13 protein-coding genes and 1 tRNA gene are annotated in these 20,021 nt (G+C 64.4%); 1 reads left to right on the top strand and 13 read right to left on the bottom strand.

Annotated features, from left to right (window positions below; genetic code table 11):
- Window positions 1-426 precede the first annotated feature (426 nt).
- The 5 genes from J7I85_RS25715 to J7I85_RS03880 form a co-directional block, all read right to left on the bottom strand.
- Entirely contained in the window at window positions 427-2,073 is a 1,647-nt protein-coding gene (locus J7I85_RS25715) for a PKD domain-containing protein (RefSeq protein ID WP_214846823.1), read from the bottom strand.
- Window positions 2,074-2,126: 53 nt separating this feature from the next.
- Window positions 2,127-3,728, bottom strand: a complete 1,602-nt coding sequence (locus J7I85_RS03865) for a CFI-box-CTERM domain-containing protein (protein ID WP_214846825.1) — start codon at window positions 3,726-3,728, stop codon at window positions 2,127-2,129.
- A gap of 542 nt (window positions 3,729-4,270) precedes the next feature.
- On the bottom strand, window positions 4,271-4,579 hold the full coding sequence (locus tag J7I85_RS03870) for a DUF3303 domain-containing protein (protein ID WP_214846827.1): 309 nt from the start codon (window positions 4,577-4,579) through the stop codon (window positions 4,271-4,273).
- A gap of 30 nt (window positions 4,580-4,609) precedes the next feature.
- A complete protein-coding gene (locus J7I85_RS03875; RefSeq protein ID WP_214846829.1) occupies window positions 4,610-5,170 on the bottom strand; it encodes a hypothetical protein in 561 nt (186 codons plus the stop codon).
- Window positions 5,171-6,471: 1,301 nt separating this feature from the next.
- A tRNA-Leu gene (locus J7I85_RS03880) sits at window positions 6,472-6,553 on the bottom strand.
- Window positions 6,554-6,759: 206 nt separating this feature from the next.
- Here J7I85_RS03880 and J7I85_RS03885 point away from each other — a divergent pair.
- Window positions 6,760-7,365: an ANTAR domain-containing response regulator gene (locus tag J7I85_RS03885; RefSeq protein ID WP_102973101.1), complete on the top strand. Its 606-nt coding sequence runs from the start codon at window positions 6,760-6,762 to the stop codon at window positions 7,363-7,365.
- Window positions 7,366-7,504: 139 nt separating this feature from the next.
- Here the strand turns inward: J7I85_RS03885 and pyk are convergent, their stop codons facing one another.
- The 8 genes from pyk to J7I85_RS03925 all read right to left on the bottom strand — a co-directional run bounded on the left by pyk (window position 7,505) and on the right by J7I85_RS03925 (window position 20,018).
- Entirely contained in the window at window positions 7,505-9,019 is a 1,515-nt protein-coding gene (gene pyk, locus J7I85_RS03890) for a pyruvate kinase (RefSeq protein ID WP_214846831.1), read from the bottom strand.
- A 69-nt stretch (window positions 9,020-9,088) separates the two neighbouring features.
- A complete protein-coding gene (locus tag J7I85_RS03895) occupies window positions 9,089-10,546 on the bottom strand; it encodes a glutamate synthase subunit beta (RefSeq protein ID WP_214846833.1) in 1,458 nt (485 codons plus the stop codon).
- On the bottom strand, window positions 10,539-15,155 hold the full coding sequence (gene gltB / locus J7I85_RS03900) for a glutamate synthase large subunit (protein WP_214846840.1): 4,617 nt from the start codon (window positions 15,153-15,155) through the stop codon (window positions 10,539-10,541). The genes J7I85_RS03895 and gltB overlap by 8 nt, the downstream gene beginning before the upstream one ends.
- Window positions 15,156-15,422: 267 nt before the next feature.
- Window positions 15,423-16,670: a prolipoprotein diacylglyceryl transferase gene (gene lgt / locus J7I85_RS03905; protein ID WP_214846848.1), complete on the bottom strand. Its 1,248-nt coding sequence runs from the start codon at window positions 16,668-16,670 to the stop codon at window positions 15,423-15,425.
- Window positions 16,671-16,677: 7 nt separating this feature from the next.
- Window positions 16,678-17,496, bottom strand: a complete 819-nt coding sequence (gene trpA / locus J7I85_RS03910) for a tryptophan synthase subunit alpha (RefSeq protein WP_214846850.1) — start codon at window positions 17,494-17,496, stop codon at window positions 16,678-16,680.
- Window positions 17,493-18,818, bottom strand: a complete 1,326-nt coding sequence (gene trpB, locus J7I85_RS03915) for a tryptophan synthase subunit beta (RefSeq protein ID WP_214846852.1) — start codon at window positions 18,816-18,818, stop codon at window positions 17,493-17,495. The genes trpA and trpB overlap by 4 nt, the downstream gene beginning before the upstream one ends.
- Before the next feature lie 94 nt (window positions 18,819-18,912).
- Window positions 18,913-19,731: an indole-3-glycerol phosphate synthase TrpC gene (trpC, locus tag J7I85_RS03920; protein WP_214846854.1), complete on the bottom strand. Its 819-nt coding sequence runs from the start codon at window positions 19,729-19,731 to the stop codon at window positions 18,913-18,915.
- 2 nt (window positions 19,732-19,733) lie between these two features.
- Window positions 19,734-20,018 carry an HGxxPAAW family protein gene (locus J7I85_RS03925; protein ID WP_214846856.1) on the bottom strand — a complete coding sequence of 95 codons (285 nt, stop codon included), beginning with the start codon at window positions 20,016-20,018 and terminating at the stop codon, window positions 19,734-19,736.
- Between the last annotated feature and the right edge of the window lie 3 nt (window positions 20,019-20,021).

The following is a 20,021-nucleotide window of genomic DNA, read 5'->3' on the forward strand; positions in this document are numbered from 1 at the left end:
GCCGACGCACTGCGGCCACATCTAAGTGAGAAGCTCGGCCAATGTTCTACGAGGGCTTGAAGCCGGCGCAGGCCGAGTACAGAGTGAGCAAACCTGGTCAAGCTCGCTTCTGCGTCGAAGTAGCTAACTGGAACGAGCAGGCAGTCAAGTCCGCCAAGAATTACCTCGAATAACCGTCCTTCTCGCGTTCCGGGCTGATCGACCAACTGAAGACGGGTCTCTAGTGGCCCGTTTCAGTTCCAATTGTGGTGGTGTCGAGGCCGACGCGGCCGCTGGAACTGAGCCATACGGCAACCCGGAACCTAAGCCCGCAGATGCTCGACACAGGACTTGCACTGCAGCCATCCCGGCCGCCGGCGGGGGTGCCCGCGCCACATAGTGCGTCGACCTGCCGGCCGAGATCCTGTTCCTGGTACACACACAGCTTCATCGGACAGTAAAAGTTGCACTCTTCATGGCCATTCCGCCGCTAATGTCTGTCACCTTGAGCACGGCCGTATAACGCCCGGGGAGGTATTGGTGAGTTGTGACGAGGGCAAGGTTGGGGCCTCCGAGTTGCTCGGACTTGCCGTCCCCAAAGTCGAATTCGACAGCTTCCAGTCGTCCTCCCGGAGCCCACGAATCCATGGCGTACAGGCGCACCCGTCCGGCGTCAATGGACTGGGCATGTACCCGCGCCTGGGGGGCACGGCTGCTTGGGCTGTTCACCGTCCCCGACACGACGACTCCGTGGCGCTGGACGTTGATGCTGGATAATCGGACCCCCAGCTGCACTCGGGCATCAGTCCCCAGCGCAGCGATGCTGCGAGCTGCGGGGCTCCGAAGGAGTGTGCCGATGCCGCTAACTGCTGGATCGAAGCTCTGCCGAACGGTATGCGCGATCAATTTGCGGATCGTACCTCCGGCGAAGAAGTCTGCGACATGTGCGTACCACTCGTTCACGGTGACCGCAACCGACTCAATCTTGGCCGTTACCCGGGCGGAGCCGGCGTCTAGGAGGGAGACGTCGACGATGAACGTGGCGGAGACCGGTGGCACGCTTTGGCTGCGGCTGCTCCCGGAGAACACGATTCCTCCATTACGGAGGTCCGCGTCGAAGCTGGTGAGGGTCAACTCGGCATTGATCGGCACCTCGCCAGGGCCGTATGGAGGGGGGATTCCGCCGAGCTGATCTCCGAGCGCTGTGACGATGCGACGTTCCACGTTGTCCGATTGTAGACCGAGCGACCAGTCGCCTACTGCTAGGGCAGGAGGAGGACCCGACACGAATCGACTGTCTAAATTGCCAGTGATTCGTGCGCGCATTTGACCGCCGGAGGAGACGAATGAGAGCACGGGACTGGAAAGATCGCTCAATCCTACATCCCGATCTTTGACTACGAATCGTCCACCGGCAGCTGACTTCGCCCACTCCGTCAATGCCTCTGCGGCCAGTCGCTCAGTCTCGGCGTTGTCACCGCTGATCGCGGAAGCGTCCAATGGGGCCTGTGACCAGTCGGTAACTATTGAAAGCTCGTGGTCATCTTCGACGAGGAAGTAGCATTGAACTACAGCTGTGACCGTCCCTCGCGCCGAGTTGCCGGGGTCTCCTGAATTGTCGGCTCGGCGAAGCCATGCCACAACAGGGACTCTTATCGTCGCTGTGGCGATCTCGCCGTCCATCGCCATCGCAGAAAGCTCGTGGCTACCCAGGTTCAGTTCGACTATTTGGCCCTCAATAGCGATGACTACCTTGTGCCCTATCGACTCAGCTGCGTGCATTGCAGCGAGGGCGCGCTCGAGGGCATCCTGGGCGACTTCGATGAAGACGTCCCCCGCCGCCGCGTCGAGTTCGTTCGGAAGACTGTCAAGGTTGTTTTCAGTCTTCGTGTCGTGACTCGACCTCAGATAGCGACCTCGCGGTCCGCTTACGACCACGACGGTGTGACGGTCCGCAGGATCTCCGGTGTAATACGAGTGCAGGCCGGTGAGGATATGACTAATGGCTCGGTCGGAACTGACGGGGGACCAATCCTCGGCGCCGTTAGCTAGCCCCTGAACTCGCCCTCTGATGTCCCGAATAGCTGCGATCACCCTACGATCCGTCATCACATCTCCCGACTTCCACTACACGAGCTTGAACATTCTCAGAACGTGAACTGAAAACTGTCTTCACATGGAAAAGTGTCCGTGGGATTCACAACGCTGGCCCGTGCCGGCGTCATAGGCCCCTGCCCCGGCCACTCGAATGTCCCGCTGGCTCCGCCTTCCTCGACGAACTCACCCTCCAATGTGTAGGACAGGAGGTCGGAGCAGACAGATAAGGGAAAGACCACCACATCACCCGGATTGATGACGCCGACTTCCGTGACGCCCATGTTGTCAGGGTTGCCTGGCTTGACCAGATAGAAACAACGGACTTTCTGGAACGTGTCGGTGGTGCTGTTCCTCAGGGTGACGGTGTAGATCCATCTGCTCCTGTCGGCCGGGGCACTGGTCGCAACGTGCACCTTACCGAAACCAGTGAGCGCCGGGGGTGCCGGATCTGCAACACCGAGGGTGTCGCCTTCTGCGGCAGCTCCAACTCGATGCCGGGGTACCAGGCCGTGGATCTCGCCCTTCGGAATTCCCGCTCGGCGGAGGACGCGACGGGCCTCAGCCAAGTCCGTGTCGTTGCCGGACAGGGGGATCTGACCGCGCTGGCGCAGGTCACGGAGCCACGTCTGGCGGCTGTCCTCGTCACGGAGTATAAACCGCAGCGCAATGGCTATGTCAGATGCCGCCTCGGCGGGCGGGACACCTCCCAAGTCGTACGGGAGGGGTAGGGGCTCCGCGAACTCCGAGAGCATCGTTCGCAGCTCAATGAGGAATGTACGCCAAGGCTCGTCTGCGCTCGAGGGGTCCGCGTCTGGAAACATGCGCGCGATGCGCAAGTAGTGCACCAGCGGCGTCACGATGGCCCAACGCGTGAGCTCGCGGACCCGCGGGTCATCCTCCATTGCTTGGACAATCGGCTGGCTTACGTTTGCATATACAGGAAAGAACTCATCCCAGAAGGCGCGGCCGTAGCGGCTGGATCTCAACGCCTCCTCCCGGAACTTTCGCAGTTCCACGACGGAAAGCTGCAAACCGGTGCCAAGGGCCGCCATCGCCAGAAAACAACCACTGGACCGCGGTGGCGTAGCAGGCTTCGGCGGCGGCGCGGCGCACCCTCCGTCGACCAATGCCGGGAACGATGACACGTCGCGCAGGGGCAGGCCGAACAACTTCCGGACTTTGTTCTCTTCAGTCACGGCGAAGCGCTCAGCGGCCTCTACAGTTGTGAACTGGCCGCTGGTGATCTGCGCTGCGTGGGCGAGCTCGTGTGCCAGCAGGACATGCCCTGGAAATGGGATGAGTGAACCATCAGATCCGCGCACTTGATAGCCGTTGCCGTAACACTGGGTAACGTCGTACCCCACCAAAATCACTGTCGCAGGGTTGGCATCTGCTTGAGTGATCCCGCCAACGCCGCGTAACTCGACCACTTGTCCATTAAGTACGAATTTTGACCCACCCTCGTCGCCCACGAGTAAGACCCGGACCGAACTCTGGGTCAGCGCGTGGAGTAACTGACCCATTACCGTCGTTGGGTTCGTGACCGCGACGGTGCCGAACAGGTCGACCGACAGCTGGGTCGAAGGGACGATCTTGGCAAGATCTATTAGAAGTCTGGGCCTATACATATTCGGCTGAATCGTCACGGTCATCGGTAGTCCTTCCGAAGGCGTGCCGTCTTATCGACGGGTGGCCCCTCTCGCAACCGGAGGAAGCGCTCCAGCAATGCTCTGTCGTCGCCCTGAAAGTCGTCGGGGTTAAGGGCTTCGAAAGAGGCCGTGCCAGCGAAGAGTGCGCGGATCCGCTCGTCCTCAGGATAAGGTGAAGTGGTCAACGCGGACCTCTCTCTCGCTCCCGGTCGGCCCATTTGACCTTCATTGCCAGCGGGTCGTCTCCCACACTGCTCTCCTTATGCTTTAGCGATCTGCTTGTCACCGGCGTTACTGACCTGCTGGAGGCGGCGATTCGATCTCCGCCGGCGTGAGGGGCCACGTCGGGGGAATCCTCTACCGCTAGTAGGGCTGAGATCTGATAGGCCGCTACAGTCTGAGCGGCGCGTCCTCCGAGGGTTCGCGTATGGGGCAGCTTTGCTTGCCATGTGCAACCCCAGATCCTCGGCAGGAACGAGCGCTGCCATGCCGGTCGTCGGGCGACGTCGGGGCAGCCGAGGGCAAGGAAACTCTTTGCCACCTGGTCAGATGAATGGCTGCAGATGCCAACGCGCCAGCTCTTCTGGTTCCAGCTGAAGCCCCTCCTCCGAAGTAATGGCTGGGCTGATTCTGATGTGAAAATACTCTTCCCACGCGTTTCGTACGGCGTCCACAGAGCCAGTGTCATCGGCCTCGAACGCTACAATCACTGCAGGTGATCCGCTCGCAGGCCACAGCTCGAGGATCGGTCGCACGCCTTCTGGATAAGTCCATTTCGACCGGAGTGCTCGCGCGTTCTTTTCCTGATCATTGTCGGTGCTCGGCCGCCAGTCCGCCAATAGTACGTATTGCATGTAATTGCAGATCCTCTCCGGTTGGTAGTATCAGCCCGTCGCATCCATGCTGATATCGCCGCTCGAGTCGATGTATATTGCCCGACTCCCACGAACTTCGGAGCGTCCAGCAATCGGTGCGCCAGGGTCAGCCCATAGCGCAATTTCCTCGTTGCGAGAAGCACGCACCCGATCGTCGTGGTCGACGTTTCGTTGCCAGATCGCCCAAACGATGTCTGGCTTGGGGTCGGGGACCCTGAGTCTGACTGCCATGTGTCTGGCGTAGAACTCAGTCTCGGTCGCTGCCCAAGGAACACGGTCGTCGTAGGGGATACTACCGCCGTTCGCCGGAACCACATCAAACTTCCCGGCCTCGTTCTGCTCGACCTGGGCCTCGTACGGAGAGTTGTTTCGAATGAGCTTGATCTGTGTCAGCGCTCCCACTGTCGTCCTCTCTCGGAATTCAATCGGTGAACGATTCGGATCTTGCCACTGCGGCGTTACTGCTGCGTTATCACGATGTCCGAGCAAGGCTTGAACCACCTCGGGGTCGACTTGAATATTGTCCCGTAGCTCCGTCCTGGGACCTGTTAATCGGAGTATCTTCGCCATCAGCGGAGCTAGCCAAGGACGCACCGATGATTGCGTTGTCAATCTCGATCCTGGGATACGTCCTCGTGCCAACTCTTCTTGGGCTGCTCGTAGGGGACAACAGAAATCCTCGTGCAGAGTCGCCTTGCTCCACTCGAACAGTTGCTCGAAGAGGCGCGCCACTTGCTGGGAGAGCAATCGCAAAACTCCCATTCGTCCGGATCGAGCGCCGAGGCTGTGCCATGACGGATTGGAACGGGCTGGACCCGCACGAGTGTCCGATGTCATAGCTACAGTCGAATTAGCTGGACAGAAAGAGGCGTGGAACCAAGACTGCTATGGCACCAGGTACGGCTTTTCAACTTCGGAGGCCAACAACCCGTCAACTGGCACGGCGACGTCCTTGGCCACTTTCCCGAAGTAACGCTCGACGCCTACCCCTGGCGGTGGCACGACTACAATCCGGAACTTGGTCACTGGCTCCTTTCAATCAGGGAGCCCCTGTCCCGAGGCAACCCGACCGACCTGACCGGTTCGCCTGTTAAATGGCTAAGGATGCCCAGCGATCAGCGGTTCAAAGTAAAGGAACAAGCCAGCGCCTGCTTCCGGTCACCGCAAACCGGTACTACGGTCGCCCTGGGTCGGTTCCGGCACGACATCCTGAGTCCCGCCCTGCGATGAAAACGATAGACGCGCGTCCAACTACGGACAGGTCTTACGGATGAACCAAACCAGGACCGCCCCCGGAAGAAGAGTCCGGATCCCACACACCTTCGCACTGTCGACGGCTCGCACGCCGGCCACAGATAGAGGTTCCCGCTGACAGAAACGTCCAACGACGCCGACGATCCAGGCGCAAAGTCATGTCGCCTGAAACAGAGAACTGCATGAAGTAGTGAAGGCAGAACCAGGAGGAAGGGATCAAAATGCAGGCCGAAAAGCCGCCGTGCACAAACGTGTGCACAAAGTGCACACGCCCTTTGGCCGGACAAACACGCGATGAGCGCACGCTACCTGGCTCGCAGAAAGCAGCTATCCGAGGAAAATCCTCGAGAAATTCAGCTTCGTCATGTCGTCACCACAAGCCTTGGCCATGAATGAGTGACGGCCAGCGACTGGCCACCGGAACAGCCAGATAGGACGGCACATACCCCAGATTCCAGCAAGCGAAGGGCCCACCAGCCAAGACCCTGAACCCGCTCCCCCACAACCGAACAGGCGACCGCGGCGCCAGCTACAGACCGCGGCCAGTGCCAGAGGGACCCGCCGAGGGACAATGTCCACACATTAAAGCAAAAACCCCTCTGACGAGGGGTCATGCGTGCCCGAGGTGGGACTCGAACCCACACACCTTTCGATACCGCATTTTGAGTGCGGCGCGTCTGCCAATTCCGCCACTCGGGCGCGGAGTACACGGAGTAACAATCGTGGGCTCACAGCTAAGTGTGATCAACGCAGCCACTACCAGTGCGCGGATTTACTCTACATGGAGATAGGCTAAAACCCAGAATCGCGCCACCGCCGTCGCAACAAGCCATGCCGATCCAAGTACAAGCGCGGGGCCCAACTAAGATAGTCATAGTCCCGCCGTACCTTTTCAAGGAGATCCCGTGTCAGAACCGACGGAGTCAAACAAAACGTCCCAGCCGGCGCGCCGCGTAATTGTGGCCGAAGACGAAACCCTCATCCGCCTGGACATCATCGAAATCCTGCGCGGCGAAGGCTACGACGTCATCGGCGAGGCTGACAACGGTGAGAAGGCCGTGCAGCTGGCCGAGGAGCTCAAGCCGGACCTGGTCCTCATGGACGTCAAGATGCCCGTTATGGACGGCATCTCGGCAGCCGAGAAGATCGTCAAGGCGCGCATCGCCCCCGTGGTGCTGCTGACCGCCTTCAGCCAGAAGGAACTGGTGGAGCGCGCCCGCGACGCCGGCGCCATGGCCTACGTGGTGAAGCCGTTCACCCCGGCCGACCTGATCCCCGCCCTGGAGATCGCCCTGTCCCGGCACGAGGAGATCAAGGCCCTCGAAAGCGAGGTCACCGACCTGCAGGAGCAGTTCGCCACCCGCAAGCTCGTGGAACGCGCCAAGAGCCTGCTGACCACCAAGATGGGCCTGACGGAGCCGGAAGCTTTCCGCTGGATCCAGAAGACCTCGATGGACCGCCGCCTCAGCATGCGCGAAGTGGCCGAGACCATCATCAACCAGGTCAACTAGCCAACAAGCTACACAAAGCGGAAGGACCCCGGCAACCTGCCGGGGTCCTTCCGTTTTCCGTGCCAAAAACACAAAACAAAAAAGGAGGACCCCCGCCACCAATGAACCGATGGCGGGAATCCTCCCCTTCAGGACCTAGCTACTCAGCCGGAGCGGCTGCAGCCCTGTTCTTCTTCTTCTTTTCAGGCCACGGGCCGAGCTTTTCCTTCTTCTCGGCGGCTTCGCCGAGGCGCGGAGTGTCGGCGAGGTCGCCCACCTTGTGGACCTTCAGCGAGTTGGTGGAACCGGCCTTTCCGGGAGGGGAACCGGCAGCGATGACCACGAGGTCGCCGTCTTCCACCAGTCCCATGTCCAGCAGGCTGCGGTCCACCTGTGCGGTCATCTCATCCGTGTGGCCCACCATGGCAACCAGCTGCGGCTGGATGCCCCAGGTCAGCGCCAGCTGGTTCCACACCTGCTCCACCGGAGTGAACGCGAAAACCGGCTTGATCGGGCGCAGGCGGGACAGGCGGCGTGCCGAGTCACCGGACTGCGTGAACGTACAGATGTACTTGGCGTCCAGCTGGTCGGCGATTTCGACGGCGGCACGGGTGATCGCGCCACCACGGGTCTTGGGCTTGGTGCCCAGCGGGGGGACGCGCTCCAGGCCGTGCTCCTCGGTGGACTCGATGATCCGGGCCATGACCTTGACCGTCTCGATCGGGTACTTGCCCACGCTGGTCTCGCCGGACAGCATCACTGCGTCGGCGCCGTCGAGCACGGCGTTGGCGCAGTCGGAGGCCTCCGCACGGGTCGGGCGCGGGTTGTCGATCATGGACTCCAGCACCTGGGTAGCCACGATGACCGGCTTGGCCCAGCGGCGTGCCAGTTCGATGGCACGCTTCTGCACGATCGGCACTTCCTCGAGCGGAAGCTCCACGCCCAGGTCACCTCGGGCCACCATGATCGCGTCAAACGCGTCGATGATCTCGTGGAGCTGTTCCACGGCCTGCGGCTTTTCGATCTTGGCAATCACCGGAACGCGGCGGCCTTCTTCGTCCATGATCTCGTGGACGCGCTTGATGTCTGAGGCGTCACGGACGAAGGACAGGGCTACGAGGTCTACGCCGCGGCGCATGGCCCAGCGGAGATCGTCCTCGTCCTTTTCGCTCAGTGCGGGGACGTTGACGGCAACACCGGGGAGGTTGATGCCCTTGTTGTTCGACACGAAGCCGCCCACGGTCACCTTGGCCACAACCTTGACGTCGTCGACCTCGATGGCGCGCAGCGCAACCTTGCCGTCGTCAATCAGCAGGGCGTCGCCCTCGTTGACGTCCTCGGTGAGGCTCTTGAGCGTTGTGGAGCAGATCTCCTTGGTGCCGGGTACGTCCTCGGTGGTGATCGTGAAGATGTCACCCACCGCCAGCTCGTGGGGACCGTCCACGAAGCGGCCCAGGCGGATCTTGGGTCCCTGCAGGTCGGCCATGATGGCCACAGCCTTGCCCAGATCGGACGCGGCCTTGCGGACATTCTCATAGGTGTTGTCATGCACGGAGTAGTCGCCGTGGCTCATGTTCATGCGGGCTACATCAACGCCGGCTTCCAGCACCGCGAGGGTGTTTTCATAGCTGGCAATGGCCGGTCCGAAGGTGGCCACAATCTTTGCGCGTCTCATATACCTACCCTATTTGTCACTTGCATTGTTTAAGTTGTCGCGGAGATGAATTCCATCTCCGGGTCGGCGCTACAGGACGGCTATGGCGCGGTCCGTCGGAGCCACAGGCGCAGGAAGGATGGTGCTTCCCATCAGATATTTGTCCACCGCCGCCGCGGCGGCACGGCCTTCGGCGATGGCCCACACGATCAGGGACTGTCCGCGGCCGGCATCGCCTGCCACGAAGACACCCTCGGTGTTGGTCATGTAGTAGCCGTCGCGGGCCACGTTGCCGCGTCCGTCGAACTCGGCGCTGACCTGCTCGGTGATGCCTGCCGGTTCAGGTCCGGTGAAGCCCAGCGACAGGAAGACCAGGTCGGCGGGGATGATCCGCTCGGTGCCTGCCTTGGGGAGGCGCTTGCCGTCCACGAATTCAGTCTCTGCCACCTTGACGCCGGTCAGCTTGCCGTCCTCGCCCACAAACTCAACGGTGGAGGCGAGGTACGTGCGCTCACCGCCTTCCTCGTGGGCACTGGCGACCTCGAAGAGGGTGGGGAACGTCGGCCACGGCTGGTGGCCGGCGCGCTCCACCGGGGGCTGCTTGCCGATGGCCAGGGTGGTCACCGAGGCTGCCTGGTGGCGGTGGGCCGTCCCGATGCAGTCCGCACCGGTGTCGCCGCCGCCAAGGATGACGACGTGCTTGCCGCGGGCGTCGATGTGGTTCTCCGGCGTCTCCCCTGCCACCACGCGGTTGGAGGGTACGAGGTAATCCATGGCGAAGTGCACGCCGTCGAGGTCGCGGCCCGGGATGGGAAGGTCCCGCGGCACGGTGGCGCCCGTGGCAATGACCACGGCGTCGTAGCGCCGGCGCAGCTGCTCCCAGGTGACGTCCGTACCGACGGCGACGCCGGTGCGGAAGCGGGTGCCTTCCGCCTTCATCTGCTCGAGCCGGCGGTCCACCTGCTCTTTTTCCATCTTGAAGTCGGGGATGCCGTAGCGCAGCAGGCCGCCGATCTTGTCGTCCCGTTCGTAGACGGCCACGGTGTGGCCCACGCGGGTCAGCTGCTGTGCAGCCGCCAGGCCGGCAGGGCCGGAACCGACGACGGCGACCGTCTTGCCGGTGAGACGGTGCGGCGGCAGCGGGTTGACCCAGCCGTTGTCGAAGGCCTCATCGATGATGGACACCTCCACCTGCTTGATGGTCACCGCGGGCTGGTTGATGCCCAGCACACAGGACGCCTCGCACGGGGCGGGGCAGAGCCGGCCGGTGAACTCGGGGAAGTTGTTGGTGGCGTGCAGCCGCTCAATCGCTTCCTCGCCCTTGTCCCGCCACATGAGGTCGTTCCACTCGGGAATCAGGTTCCCCAGGGGGCAGCCCTGGTGGCAGAACGGCACGCCGCAGTCCATGCAGCGGCCGGCCTGGCTCTTCAGGACACCCTTTTCCTGGGCCTCGTAAACTTCCTTCCAGTCCATGATGCGGACGGGAACGGGACGGCGCGGCTGGGTTTCACGCTGACGTACTTTCAGAAATCCGCGTGGATCAGCCACCGGTCACCTCCAGGATTCTAGACCATACTTCTTCGCCGTCGGGGTCAAGGCCCTCTTCGATGGCGTCAAGACGGGTTTGCAGCACTGCAGCGTAGTCACGCGGCAGCACCTTGGTAATGCGGGCAGCGGTGTCGTCGAAGTTGTCGAGCAGACGCGCAGCCAGCTGGGATTCGGTTTCCTCCACGTGCTTGACCAGCAGGCCGTGGACGATGTCGCGGTCCTCGGCGTCCAGCTCAAGGAGCTGGAGTTCGCCGGACTCGAGGGCCTGCTTGTTGACGCGTTCAGTCCGCAGGTCCAGCACGTAGGCCGTACCGCCGGACATGCCGGCGCCAAAGTTGCGGCCCGTGCGGCCGATGATCAGCGTCTGGCCGCCGGTCATGTACTCGCAGCCGTGGTCGCCGATGCCTTCAACAACCGCGGTGGCACCCGAGTTGCGGACCAGGAAGCGTTCGCCCACCTGGCCGCGCAGGAACAGCTCGCCGCTCGTGGCGCCGTAGCCGATCACGTTGCCGGCAACGACGTTGCGTTCGGCCTGGAACACGTTGGTGCGGTCCGGGCGGACGATGATCCGGCCGCCGGAGAGTCCCTTGCCGACGTAGTCGTTGGAGTCGCCGTACATGCGCAGCGTGATGCCGGCAGGCAGGAAGGCGCCCAGCGACTGCCCGGCGGTGCCGTTCAGCGTGATGTCAATCGTGTCCGTGGCCAGCACGTCCGTGCCGAACGTCTTGGTCACGACGTGGCCCAGCATGGTGCCCACCGACCGGTCGGTGTTGATGACGTCCACCGTGATCTTCACCGGGGCACGGTCGGTCAGCGCCTCGGCGGCCATGGTGATGAGCCGCTGGTCGAAGTGCTTGTCCAGCTCGTGGTTCTGGCCGGTCAGGTTCCGCAGCGGGGCGTCGTCGTCAAATTCGAGGCCGTGCAGGATCGGATCCAGGTCCAGGCCCTCGGCCTTCCAGTGGCTGATGGCGTCCTGGGTGTCCAGCATTTCGGCGTGGCCGATCGCTTCCTCAATGCTCCGGAAACCGAGCTCCGCGAGGATCTCGCGGACTTCCTCGGCCAGGAACTCGAAGAAGTTGACCACGAACTCCGGCTTGCCGCTGAAGCGGGCGCGCAGCTCGGGGTTCTGCGTGGCAACGCCCACCGGGCAGGTGTCAAGGTGGCAGACGCGCATCATGATGCAGCCCTCAACCACCAGCGGTGCCGTGGCGAAGCCGAATTCCTCGCCGCCTAGCAGCGCCGCGATGACGACGTCGCGGCCGGTTTTGAGCTGGCCGTCCACCTGCACCACTACGCGGTCGCGCAGGCCGTTGAGCATGAGGGTCTGCTGGGTCTCTGCGAGACCCAGTTCCCACGGAACACCGGCGTGCTTGAGCGAGTTCAGCGGCGAGGCGCCGGTACCGCCGTCGTGCCCGGAAACAAGCACGACGTCGGCCTTGGCCTTGGTGACGCCGGCGGCAACTGTGCCAATGCCCACCTCGGAGACGAGCTTGACGTGCACCCGGGCCGAGGGATTCGCGCGCTTCGCATCGTAGATGAGCTGCGCGAGGTCCTCGATCGAGTAGATGTCGTGGTGCGGGGGCGGGGAGATGAGTCCGACGCCGGGCGTCGAGTGGCGCGTCCGGGCAACCCAGGGGTAGACCTTCTGGGCCATCAGCTGGCCGCCTTCGCCGGGCTTCGCACCCTGAGCCATCTTGATCTGGATGTCGTCCGCGTTGGTCAGGTAGAGGCTCGTGACGCCGAAGCGGCCCGAGGCAATCTGCTTGACGGCGGAACGGCGCTCGGGGTCGAGCAGGCGGTCCACGTCCTCACCGCCTTCACCGGTGTTGGACTTGCCGCCCAGCCGGTTCATGGCGATGGCGAGGGTCTCGTGGGCTTCCTTGGAGATGGAGCCGTAGCTCATGGCACCCGTGGAGAAGCGCTTGACGATGCTGGAGACCGGCTCGACTTCCTCGAGCGGCACGGCGGGACGCGCGCCGTCCTTGAACTTGAGCAGACCGCGCAGGGTCATCAGGTTCTCGGACTGGTCATCCACGCCCTTGGTGTAGGCCTTGAAGATGTCGTAGCGGCGCTCACGCGTAGCGTGCTGCAGCCGGAAGACGGTCTCCGGGTTGAAGAGGTGCGGCTCGCCGTCGCGTCGCCACTGGTACTCGCCACCGCCCAGCAGGGGACGGTGCGGCTGCTCGATGCCGCCCTCGGGGTAGGCCATCTGGTGCCGCGCGGAAACTTCTGCCGCGATGACGTCCAGGCCCACGCCGCCCAACTGGGAATGCGTGCCGGCGAAGAACTCGTCCACCAGTTCCTGGCCCAGGCCAAGCGCTTCGAACGTCTGGGCGCCGGTGTAGGACGCAACAGTGGAGATGCCCATCTTGGACATGATCTTCAGGACGCCCTTGCCGAGGCCCTTGATCAGGTTGTAGACGCCGTCCTGCGGGGTCACGCCCACGACGTCGCCGGCGGTAATCAGCTGCTCCACGGATTCCATGGCGAGGTACGGGTTGACGGCGGAGGCACCGTAGCCGATGAGCACGGCCACGTGGTGCGTCTCGCGGACGTCGCCGGCTTCGACCACCAGGGCGGTCTTGGTGCGGTTGGCGCTGCGCAGCAGGTGGTGGTGCACGGCGCTGACCAGCAGCAGCGACGGGATCGGGGCCCACTGCGCGTTGGAGTCGCGGTCCGACAGGACCACATACTGCACGCCGCGGTTGATGGCGCCGGACACCTGCTCGCAGATTTCGGTGAGCCGGGCACGCAGCGCGTTCTCGCCGCCCTCGGGGCGGTAGAGGCCGCGGACCTTCATGGCCACCTTGTCGCCGTCGGCGTTCTCGATGTTGGCGATCTTCGCGAGCTGGTCGTTGTTGATCACCGGGAACGGCAGGGAGACCTGCGGCTGGCGCACCTGCTTGGTATCCAGGAGGTTGCCGTTGGGGCCGATGGCGCAGGTCAGGGAGGTGACCAGCTCTTCACGGATGGCGTCCAGCGGCGGGTTGGTCACCTGCGCGAAGGACTGCACGAAGTAGTCGAAGAGCAGGCGGGGGCGCTTTGACAGCACAGCCACCGGGGTGTCGGAGCCCATGGCGCCCAGCGGTTCGGCGCCGGTGCGGGCCATCGGGCCTAGCAGGATCTTGAGCTCTTCGGTGGTGTAGCCGAAGGTCCGCTGACGGATGTTCACGGACGCGGCGGTGTGCACCACGTGCTCGCGTTCCGGCAGCTCGTTGAGGTCAATCAGGTTGTCCTTGACCCACTCGGCCCAGGGGTTCGCCGCGGCGACCTCGGCCTTGACCTCGTCATCGCCGATGATTCGGCCGGCCTCGGTGTCCACCAGGAACATCTTGCCGGGCGAGACGCGGCCCTTCTTGACCACCTTGGAGGGTTCGACGTCGATGACGCCCACCTCGGAGGCGAAGACGACCAGGCCGTCCTCGGTGATCCAGTAGCGGCCGGGGCGCAGGCCGTTGCGGTCCAGGGTTGCGCCCACGAGGGCGCCGTCGGTGAACGACACGGCGGCGGGGCCGTCCCAGGGTTCCATCAGGAGGGAGTGGTACTCGTAGAACGCCTTGCGTGCCGGATCCATCGTGGCGTGGTTTTCCCAGGCCTCGGGGATCATCATCATGATCGAGTGCGTGATGGGGCGGCCGGACAGCCACAGCAGTTCGGCCACTTCATCGAAGGACGCGGAGTCGGACGCGCCCGGGGTGCAGATCGGGAACAGCTCTTCCGGCGAGTCGCCCAGCAGCGGGTTCGCGAGCTGGGACTGGCGGGCGCGCATCCAGTTCCGGTTGCCCTTGACGGTGTTGATTTCGCCGTTGTGGGCGATGGTGCGGAACGGCTGGGCCAGCGGCCAGGACGGGAAGGTGTTGGTGGAGAAGCGCGAGTGGACGATCGCCAGCTTGGTCTTGAAGCGCTTGTCCGAAAGGTCCGGGTAGAACGGCTCCAGCTGGGCCGTGGTCAGCATGCCCTTGTAGACGATGGTCCGCGAGGACAGCGACGGGAAGTAGACGCCGAACTTGTTCTGGGCGCGCTTGCGGATGCGCCAGGCGCGGCCGTCCAGGTCGTTGCGGTCAAGCTGCTCGCCGGTTGCCGAGGCGAAGAACGGCTGGGAGAAGTACGGCATGCAGGCGCGCGCCATGGCACCGACAAGATCGGCGACGACGGGAACCTCGCGCCAGCCAAGGACCGTCAGTCCCTCGTCGGCGGCCAGGCCCTCGATGCCGGCCTTTGCGGCGTTGGCCTCGCGCTGCTCAGCAGGCAGGAAGGCGGTGCCCACCACGTACTGGCCGGGGGCCGGAAGTTCGAATTCGGTGACGGCACGGAAGAACTCGTCCGGCACCTGCATCAGGAGGCCGGCCCCATCACCCGTTCCCTCATCTGCGCCGACAGCACCGCGGTGCTCGAGGTTGCGCAGGGCGGTAAGGGCGGCGTCAACAATGTCGTAGCCGGGCTCGCCGCGCAGGGTGGCGATAATCGCAAGACCGCAGGCGTCCTTCTCCTGCTCCGGGTTGTAGAGCCCGGCTGCCTCGGGGAGCGCCGCGAACCGCTTGAACGGCGACATGGCGGCGTCCGGCTGGTTCGCTTCGGACCAGCTGGGGCTTGAAAGAGTTTGGGTCATGGGAGACGTCCTTCCTCCTGATCGTGCGTATGGAAGGGACAACGTTGGCCCCACTAAGAGCGCTACTGTGATGGGCGCTACAAAGTGTTATTGCTTACTGGAAATTGTAGGGCAGGCATACCTGCTGAACTAACAGTTACGCAGGCTTCCGCCCCGGGGCTTGACCGGTCAGCAGCTCTATGCTGACCGAAGTGGGCCTCTGCCACGACGCTGTGGGTGTCGGGCGCTCCGAGCGGTAACTCTCTGCTGCCCTGGTACCGGTGCCTTCTAGCGTGAGCTGTCGGCCTCCGGTGCGGTCCCGGTGTCTGTGCCACCGGACTTTCCGGTGTTCCGCGACTCCGCGGCGGTTGGGGTTCCGCCGGTGGATGCCGGGACTGCTTCCGTTTGGGCAGAAGCTAGCCCGGAACCGTTTTGGTTATCAGGGAGATTATCACGCGATTCACTATCTGAGACAACAGGGTCCGTATCACGGACCGGATTGCCGGTCACATTTGGAGCGGACCCGGGGTCCTTTGACCCTCCCCCGACCACCGACGAACCGGCGGCTTCAGCACTGGCCGGCGTCCCGCCGTCGGCTTTTGCGGCAACCGCGGGGGCCGGCTCCCGGCCCGGCAGGTAGACACTGTCCGCGTTGCCGTCCTTGCGCCGGCCGAGCCAGATGAACACGGCCAACGCGGCGAGGAACACGAAGATGCTGGTCCAGACGTTCAGCCGGGTGGTGATGCCGAACAGGCTGATCTGCTCGGCGTCGTCGATCCGCATGGCCTCGATCCAGACCCGTCCCAGCGTGTAGTACATGGCATACAGCCAGAAGAGCCGGCCGCGGCGGAAGTGGAACCGGCGGTCGAGGGCCAGGAGGATCAGCACACCCGCGATGTTCCACAGCGATTCATAGAGGAACGTGGGGTGGAAGAGGGTATCCGCCGGGTAGCCGGCCGGGAAGTTCGCGTTGTCCGCGTCCACCTGGAGTCCCCACGGCAGCGTGGTGGGGCCGCCGAACAGCTCCTGGTTGAAGTAGTTTCCCCACCGGCCGAGGGCCTGCGCCAGCAGAAGCCCGGGAGCGGCTGCATCCAAGAATGCCGTGAGCTTGACCCCCGCGCGGCGGCCGCCGATCCAGGCGCCGAAGGCCCCCAGCACCACGGCGCCCCAGATTCCGAGGCCGCCGCGCTGGATCTGCGGGATCAGGGACAGGTCCCCGGTGCCGTCGAAGCCCGGACCGAAGTACGCGTCCGGGGACGAGAACACGTGGTAGAGCCGGCCGCCGATGATGCCGAAGGGGATGGCCCAGATGGCGATGTCCCAGACGCTGCCTTCAGGCGCTCCGCGCTTGGCCCAGCGGACCGACGTCAGCCACAGGCCGACGACGATGCCCGCCAGGATGCACAGGGCGTAGGCGTGGATGCGGAGCGATCCCCACGGCAGCGGAATATCGAACCCGGACCAGTCCGGGCTCGGGATGCTTGCGGGCACCATGCCGGCTGGAACCAGCGCGGCTGCGGTGAGGAGCGTCTGCATGGTTGCGTTACTTCCTGGTCAGACCGGTACTGAGGTCTTTGGTGAGTTTGGCGACGGCGTCCACGCCGCCGTCGCGCACGGCCGCAACGAGCGCTGAGCCGACGATCACGCCGTCCGCGTAGGCCGCAATTTCCGCGACCTGCTCGGCGGTGGAGACACCGAGGCCCACGCACACTCGTTCAGCGCCGGCGGCCTTGGCCGCGGCCACGACGTCCTGGGCCGCCGAGCTCACCGACGAGCGGGCGCCGGTGACGCCCATGATGGAGACGGCGTAGACGAAGCCGCGGCTCGCGTCCACGGTCCGGCGCATGCGCTCGGGGGTGGAGGAGGGCGCTACCAGGAAGACACGGTCCAGGCCGTACTTCTCCGACGCGTCCATCCACTCGACTGCCTCGTCCGGGATCAGGTCCGGGGTGATGAGCCCCGCTCCCCCGGCCTCTGCCAGGCGGCGCGAGAACTCGTCCACACCCATGCGGACCACGGGGTTCCAGTACGTCATGACCAGGACCGCGGCGTCCGTCTGGCTGGTGATGCCGGCGACGACGTCAAAGACCTGGCGGACGGAGAACCCCTTCGCCAGGGCCTCGGTGGTGGCCGCCTGGATGACCGGGCCGTCCATGACCGGATCGGAGTACGGAATGCCGATTTCGATCAGGTCGGCGCCGTTGCGGGCCAGTGCGATGCCGGCGGCGATGGTCTCCTCGGCGCTGGGGTACCCGGCGGGCAGGTAGCCGATCAGGGCCGCGCGGCCTTCCGCGCGGGCCTTGTCGATGGCGATGGCCGACTTGCTGGTGGCCGACTTGCCGGTGGTCTGCGCCGTGGTCACAGCTGCTCCCCTTCCTTGCCGATGGCTGCTTCGGCCGAGTTCTTGTCCAGGAGGTCGAACCACTCCGCGGCTGTGGCCACGTCCTTGTCTCCCCTGCCGGACAGGTTCACCACCACGATCTTGTCCGACGCACCGGCGGCGCCGCCCTCTGCTGCCAGCCGCTGGCCCACCTTGATGGCGCCCGCGAGGGCGTGCGAGGACTCGATGGCCGGAATGATGCCCTCGGTGCGGCACAGGAGCTTGAAGGCTTCCATGGCTTCGCTGTCCGTGATGGGCTCGTAGCTGACGCGTCCGATGTCGGCGAGGTAGGAGTGCTCCGGTCCGACGCCGGGGTAGTCCAGGCCGGCCGAAATGGAGTGCGACTCGATGGTCTGGCCGTCGTCGTCCTGCATGAGGTAGGACCGTGCGCCGTGCAGCACGCCGGGCCGGCCGAGCGTGATGGTAGCCGCGTGGCGGCCGGTTTCGACGCCGTCACCGCCTGCTTCAAAACCGTAGATCTTCACGGAGGGGTCATCGAGGAAACCGTGGAAGATGCCGATCGCGTTGGAGCCACCACCGATGCAGGCGCAGACGGCGTCCGGCAGCCGGCCAGCCTGCTCAAGGATTTGGGCGCGTGCCTCTTCGCCGATGACTTCGTGGAAGTAGCGGACCAGGGCCGGGAACGGGTGGGCGCCCGCTGCCGTGCCCAGCAGGTAGTGGGTGTTGCCAACGTTGGCTACCCAGTCCCTGAGGGCTTCGTTGATGGCGTCCTTGAGGGTCTGCGAACCGTTGGTGACGGGGATGACCTTGGCGCCCAGGAGTTCCATCCGGGCCACATTCAGAGCCTGCCGGCGGCAGTCTTCGGCGCCCATGTAAACGACGCATTCCAAGCCCAGCAGGGCGGCAGCAGTGGCGCTGGCTACGCCGTGCTGGCCGGCGCCGGTTTCGGCGATGACACGGGTCTTGCCCATCCGCTTGGCGAGCAGTGCCTGGCCCAGCACGTTGTTGATCTTGTGGGAACCGGTGTGGTTCAGGTCCTCGCGCTTGAGGAAGATCCGGACGCCGCCGGCATGCTCGGCAAAGCGCTTGGCCTCGGTCAGCAGTGAGGGCCGGCCGGAGTAGTTCTTGTTCAGGTCCGCGATCTGCGCGATGAACCCGGGATCGGCCTTGGCCTTCTCGAACGTGTCCTCAAGCTCGTCCAGGGCGGCGATCAGTGACTCAGGCATCCAGCGGCCGCCGTAGGCGCCGAAGTAGGGTCCCGGGGCGTGGCGCAGCGAGGTGCCTCCCTGCAGGAATGCATCCACCGTGCCCTCGTCAGAGCCGGCTGTTGGCGCGTCGGCCATCAGTCTCACCATCCTGTTCACTTTTTCTAATTGATGTCAGGCACCATCTGCCCGCACAGCGTGTGGACAGACGGTGCCGCGGTTGGGTGGGAGCTCAGGCCCGGGCGGCGATGGCCGCGGCCCCGGCCGCCGTGAACTCCGCAATGCGTTCACGCGGGGTGGCGTCGCTGACGAGCGCCTCCCCCACGAGGATGGCGTTGGCGCCGTGCGCCGCGTAGTGCGCGACGTCGTCGGCGTTCCGAACGCCCGACTCCGCCACCACTACGGCGCCGGACGGAATACTGCCGGCGAGTGAGGCGAAAACCGAACGGTCGACGTCGAGCGTCTTGAGGTTGCGGACGTTGACGCCGATGATCCGGGCATCGGCGGCCACGGCGCGCTCGACTTCCTCCGGCGTGTGCGTTTCCACCAGCACGTTCATGCCAAGCTCACGGCTCAGGCCGCTGAATTCGCCCAGCTGCTGGTCGGACAGGGCTGCCACGATCAGGAGGATGAGGTCCGCGCCGTGGGCGCGGGCTTCCCAGATCTGGTACTCGTCCAGCGTGAAGTCCTTGCGCAGCAGCGGGACGTCCACCCGGGCGCGGACTGCGTCCAGGTCGGCCAGCGAACCGTTGAAACGGCGCTGCTCGGTGAGCACGCTGATCACCGCGGCTCCGCCGTCGGCGTACTGCACGGCCAGGGACGCGGGGTCCGCGATGCTGGCGAGGTCGCCCCTGGAGGGGCTGCGGCGCTTGATCTCGGCGATGACTTTGAGCTCGCCGCGGTCCGCGGACGTGCCGCCGAGGGCGGCCCAGGCGTCCCGGGCAGGAGCCGCCGCCAGGGCGCGGTCCTTCAGTTCCGCGAGGGACACGAGGCGCTTCCGGCCCTCCATGTCCTCCCTGACACCGGCGTTGATGTCGTCGAGAACCGTCACGGTTAGTGGCCGGTGTTCTTGATCTTGCTGCCGCCCACGCCGTAGCCGGCCTTGCGCATGATGAAACCGGCCAGCAGGCCGACGAACATGACGGCAATGCCGGCCCAGAAGATCGGGGAGTTGGCAATGACGAACGCGATGGAGGCTACGAGGGCGCCGATGAGCATGACGATCACGCAGGTCCAGGCGGCCGGGCTGTTGCCGTGGCCCAGGTCAATGCTGTGGTCGATGCCGTGGTGCTCCTTGGGGGCGGCAGGCTTTGTACCGGAAACAGTGGCTTTGCTCATGTG

It is taken from the genome of Arthrobacter sp. ISL-65, assembly GCF_018613795.1.
Lineage (GTDB): Bacteria > Actinomycetota > Actinomycetes > Actinomycetales > Micrococcaceae > Arthrobacter.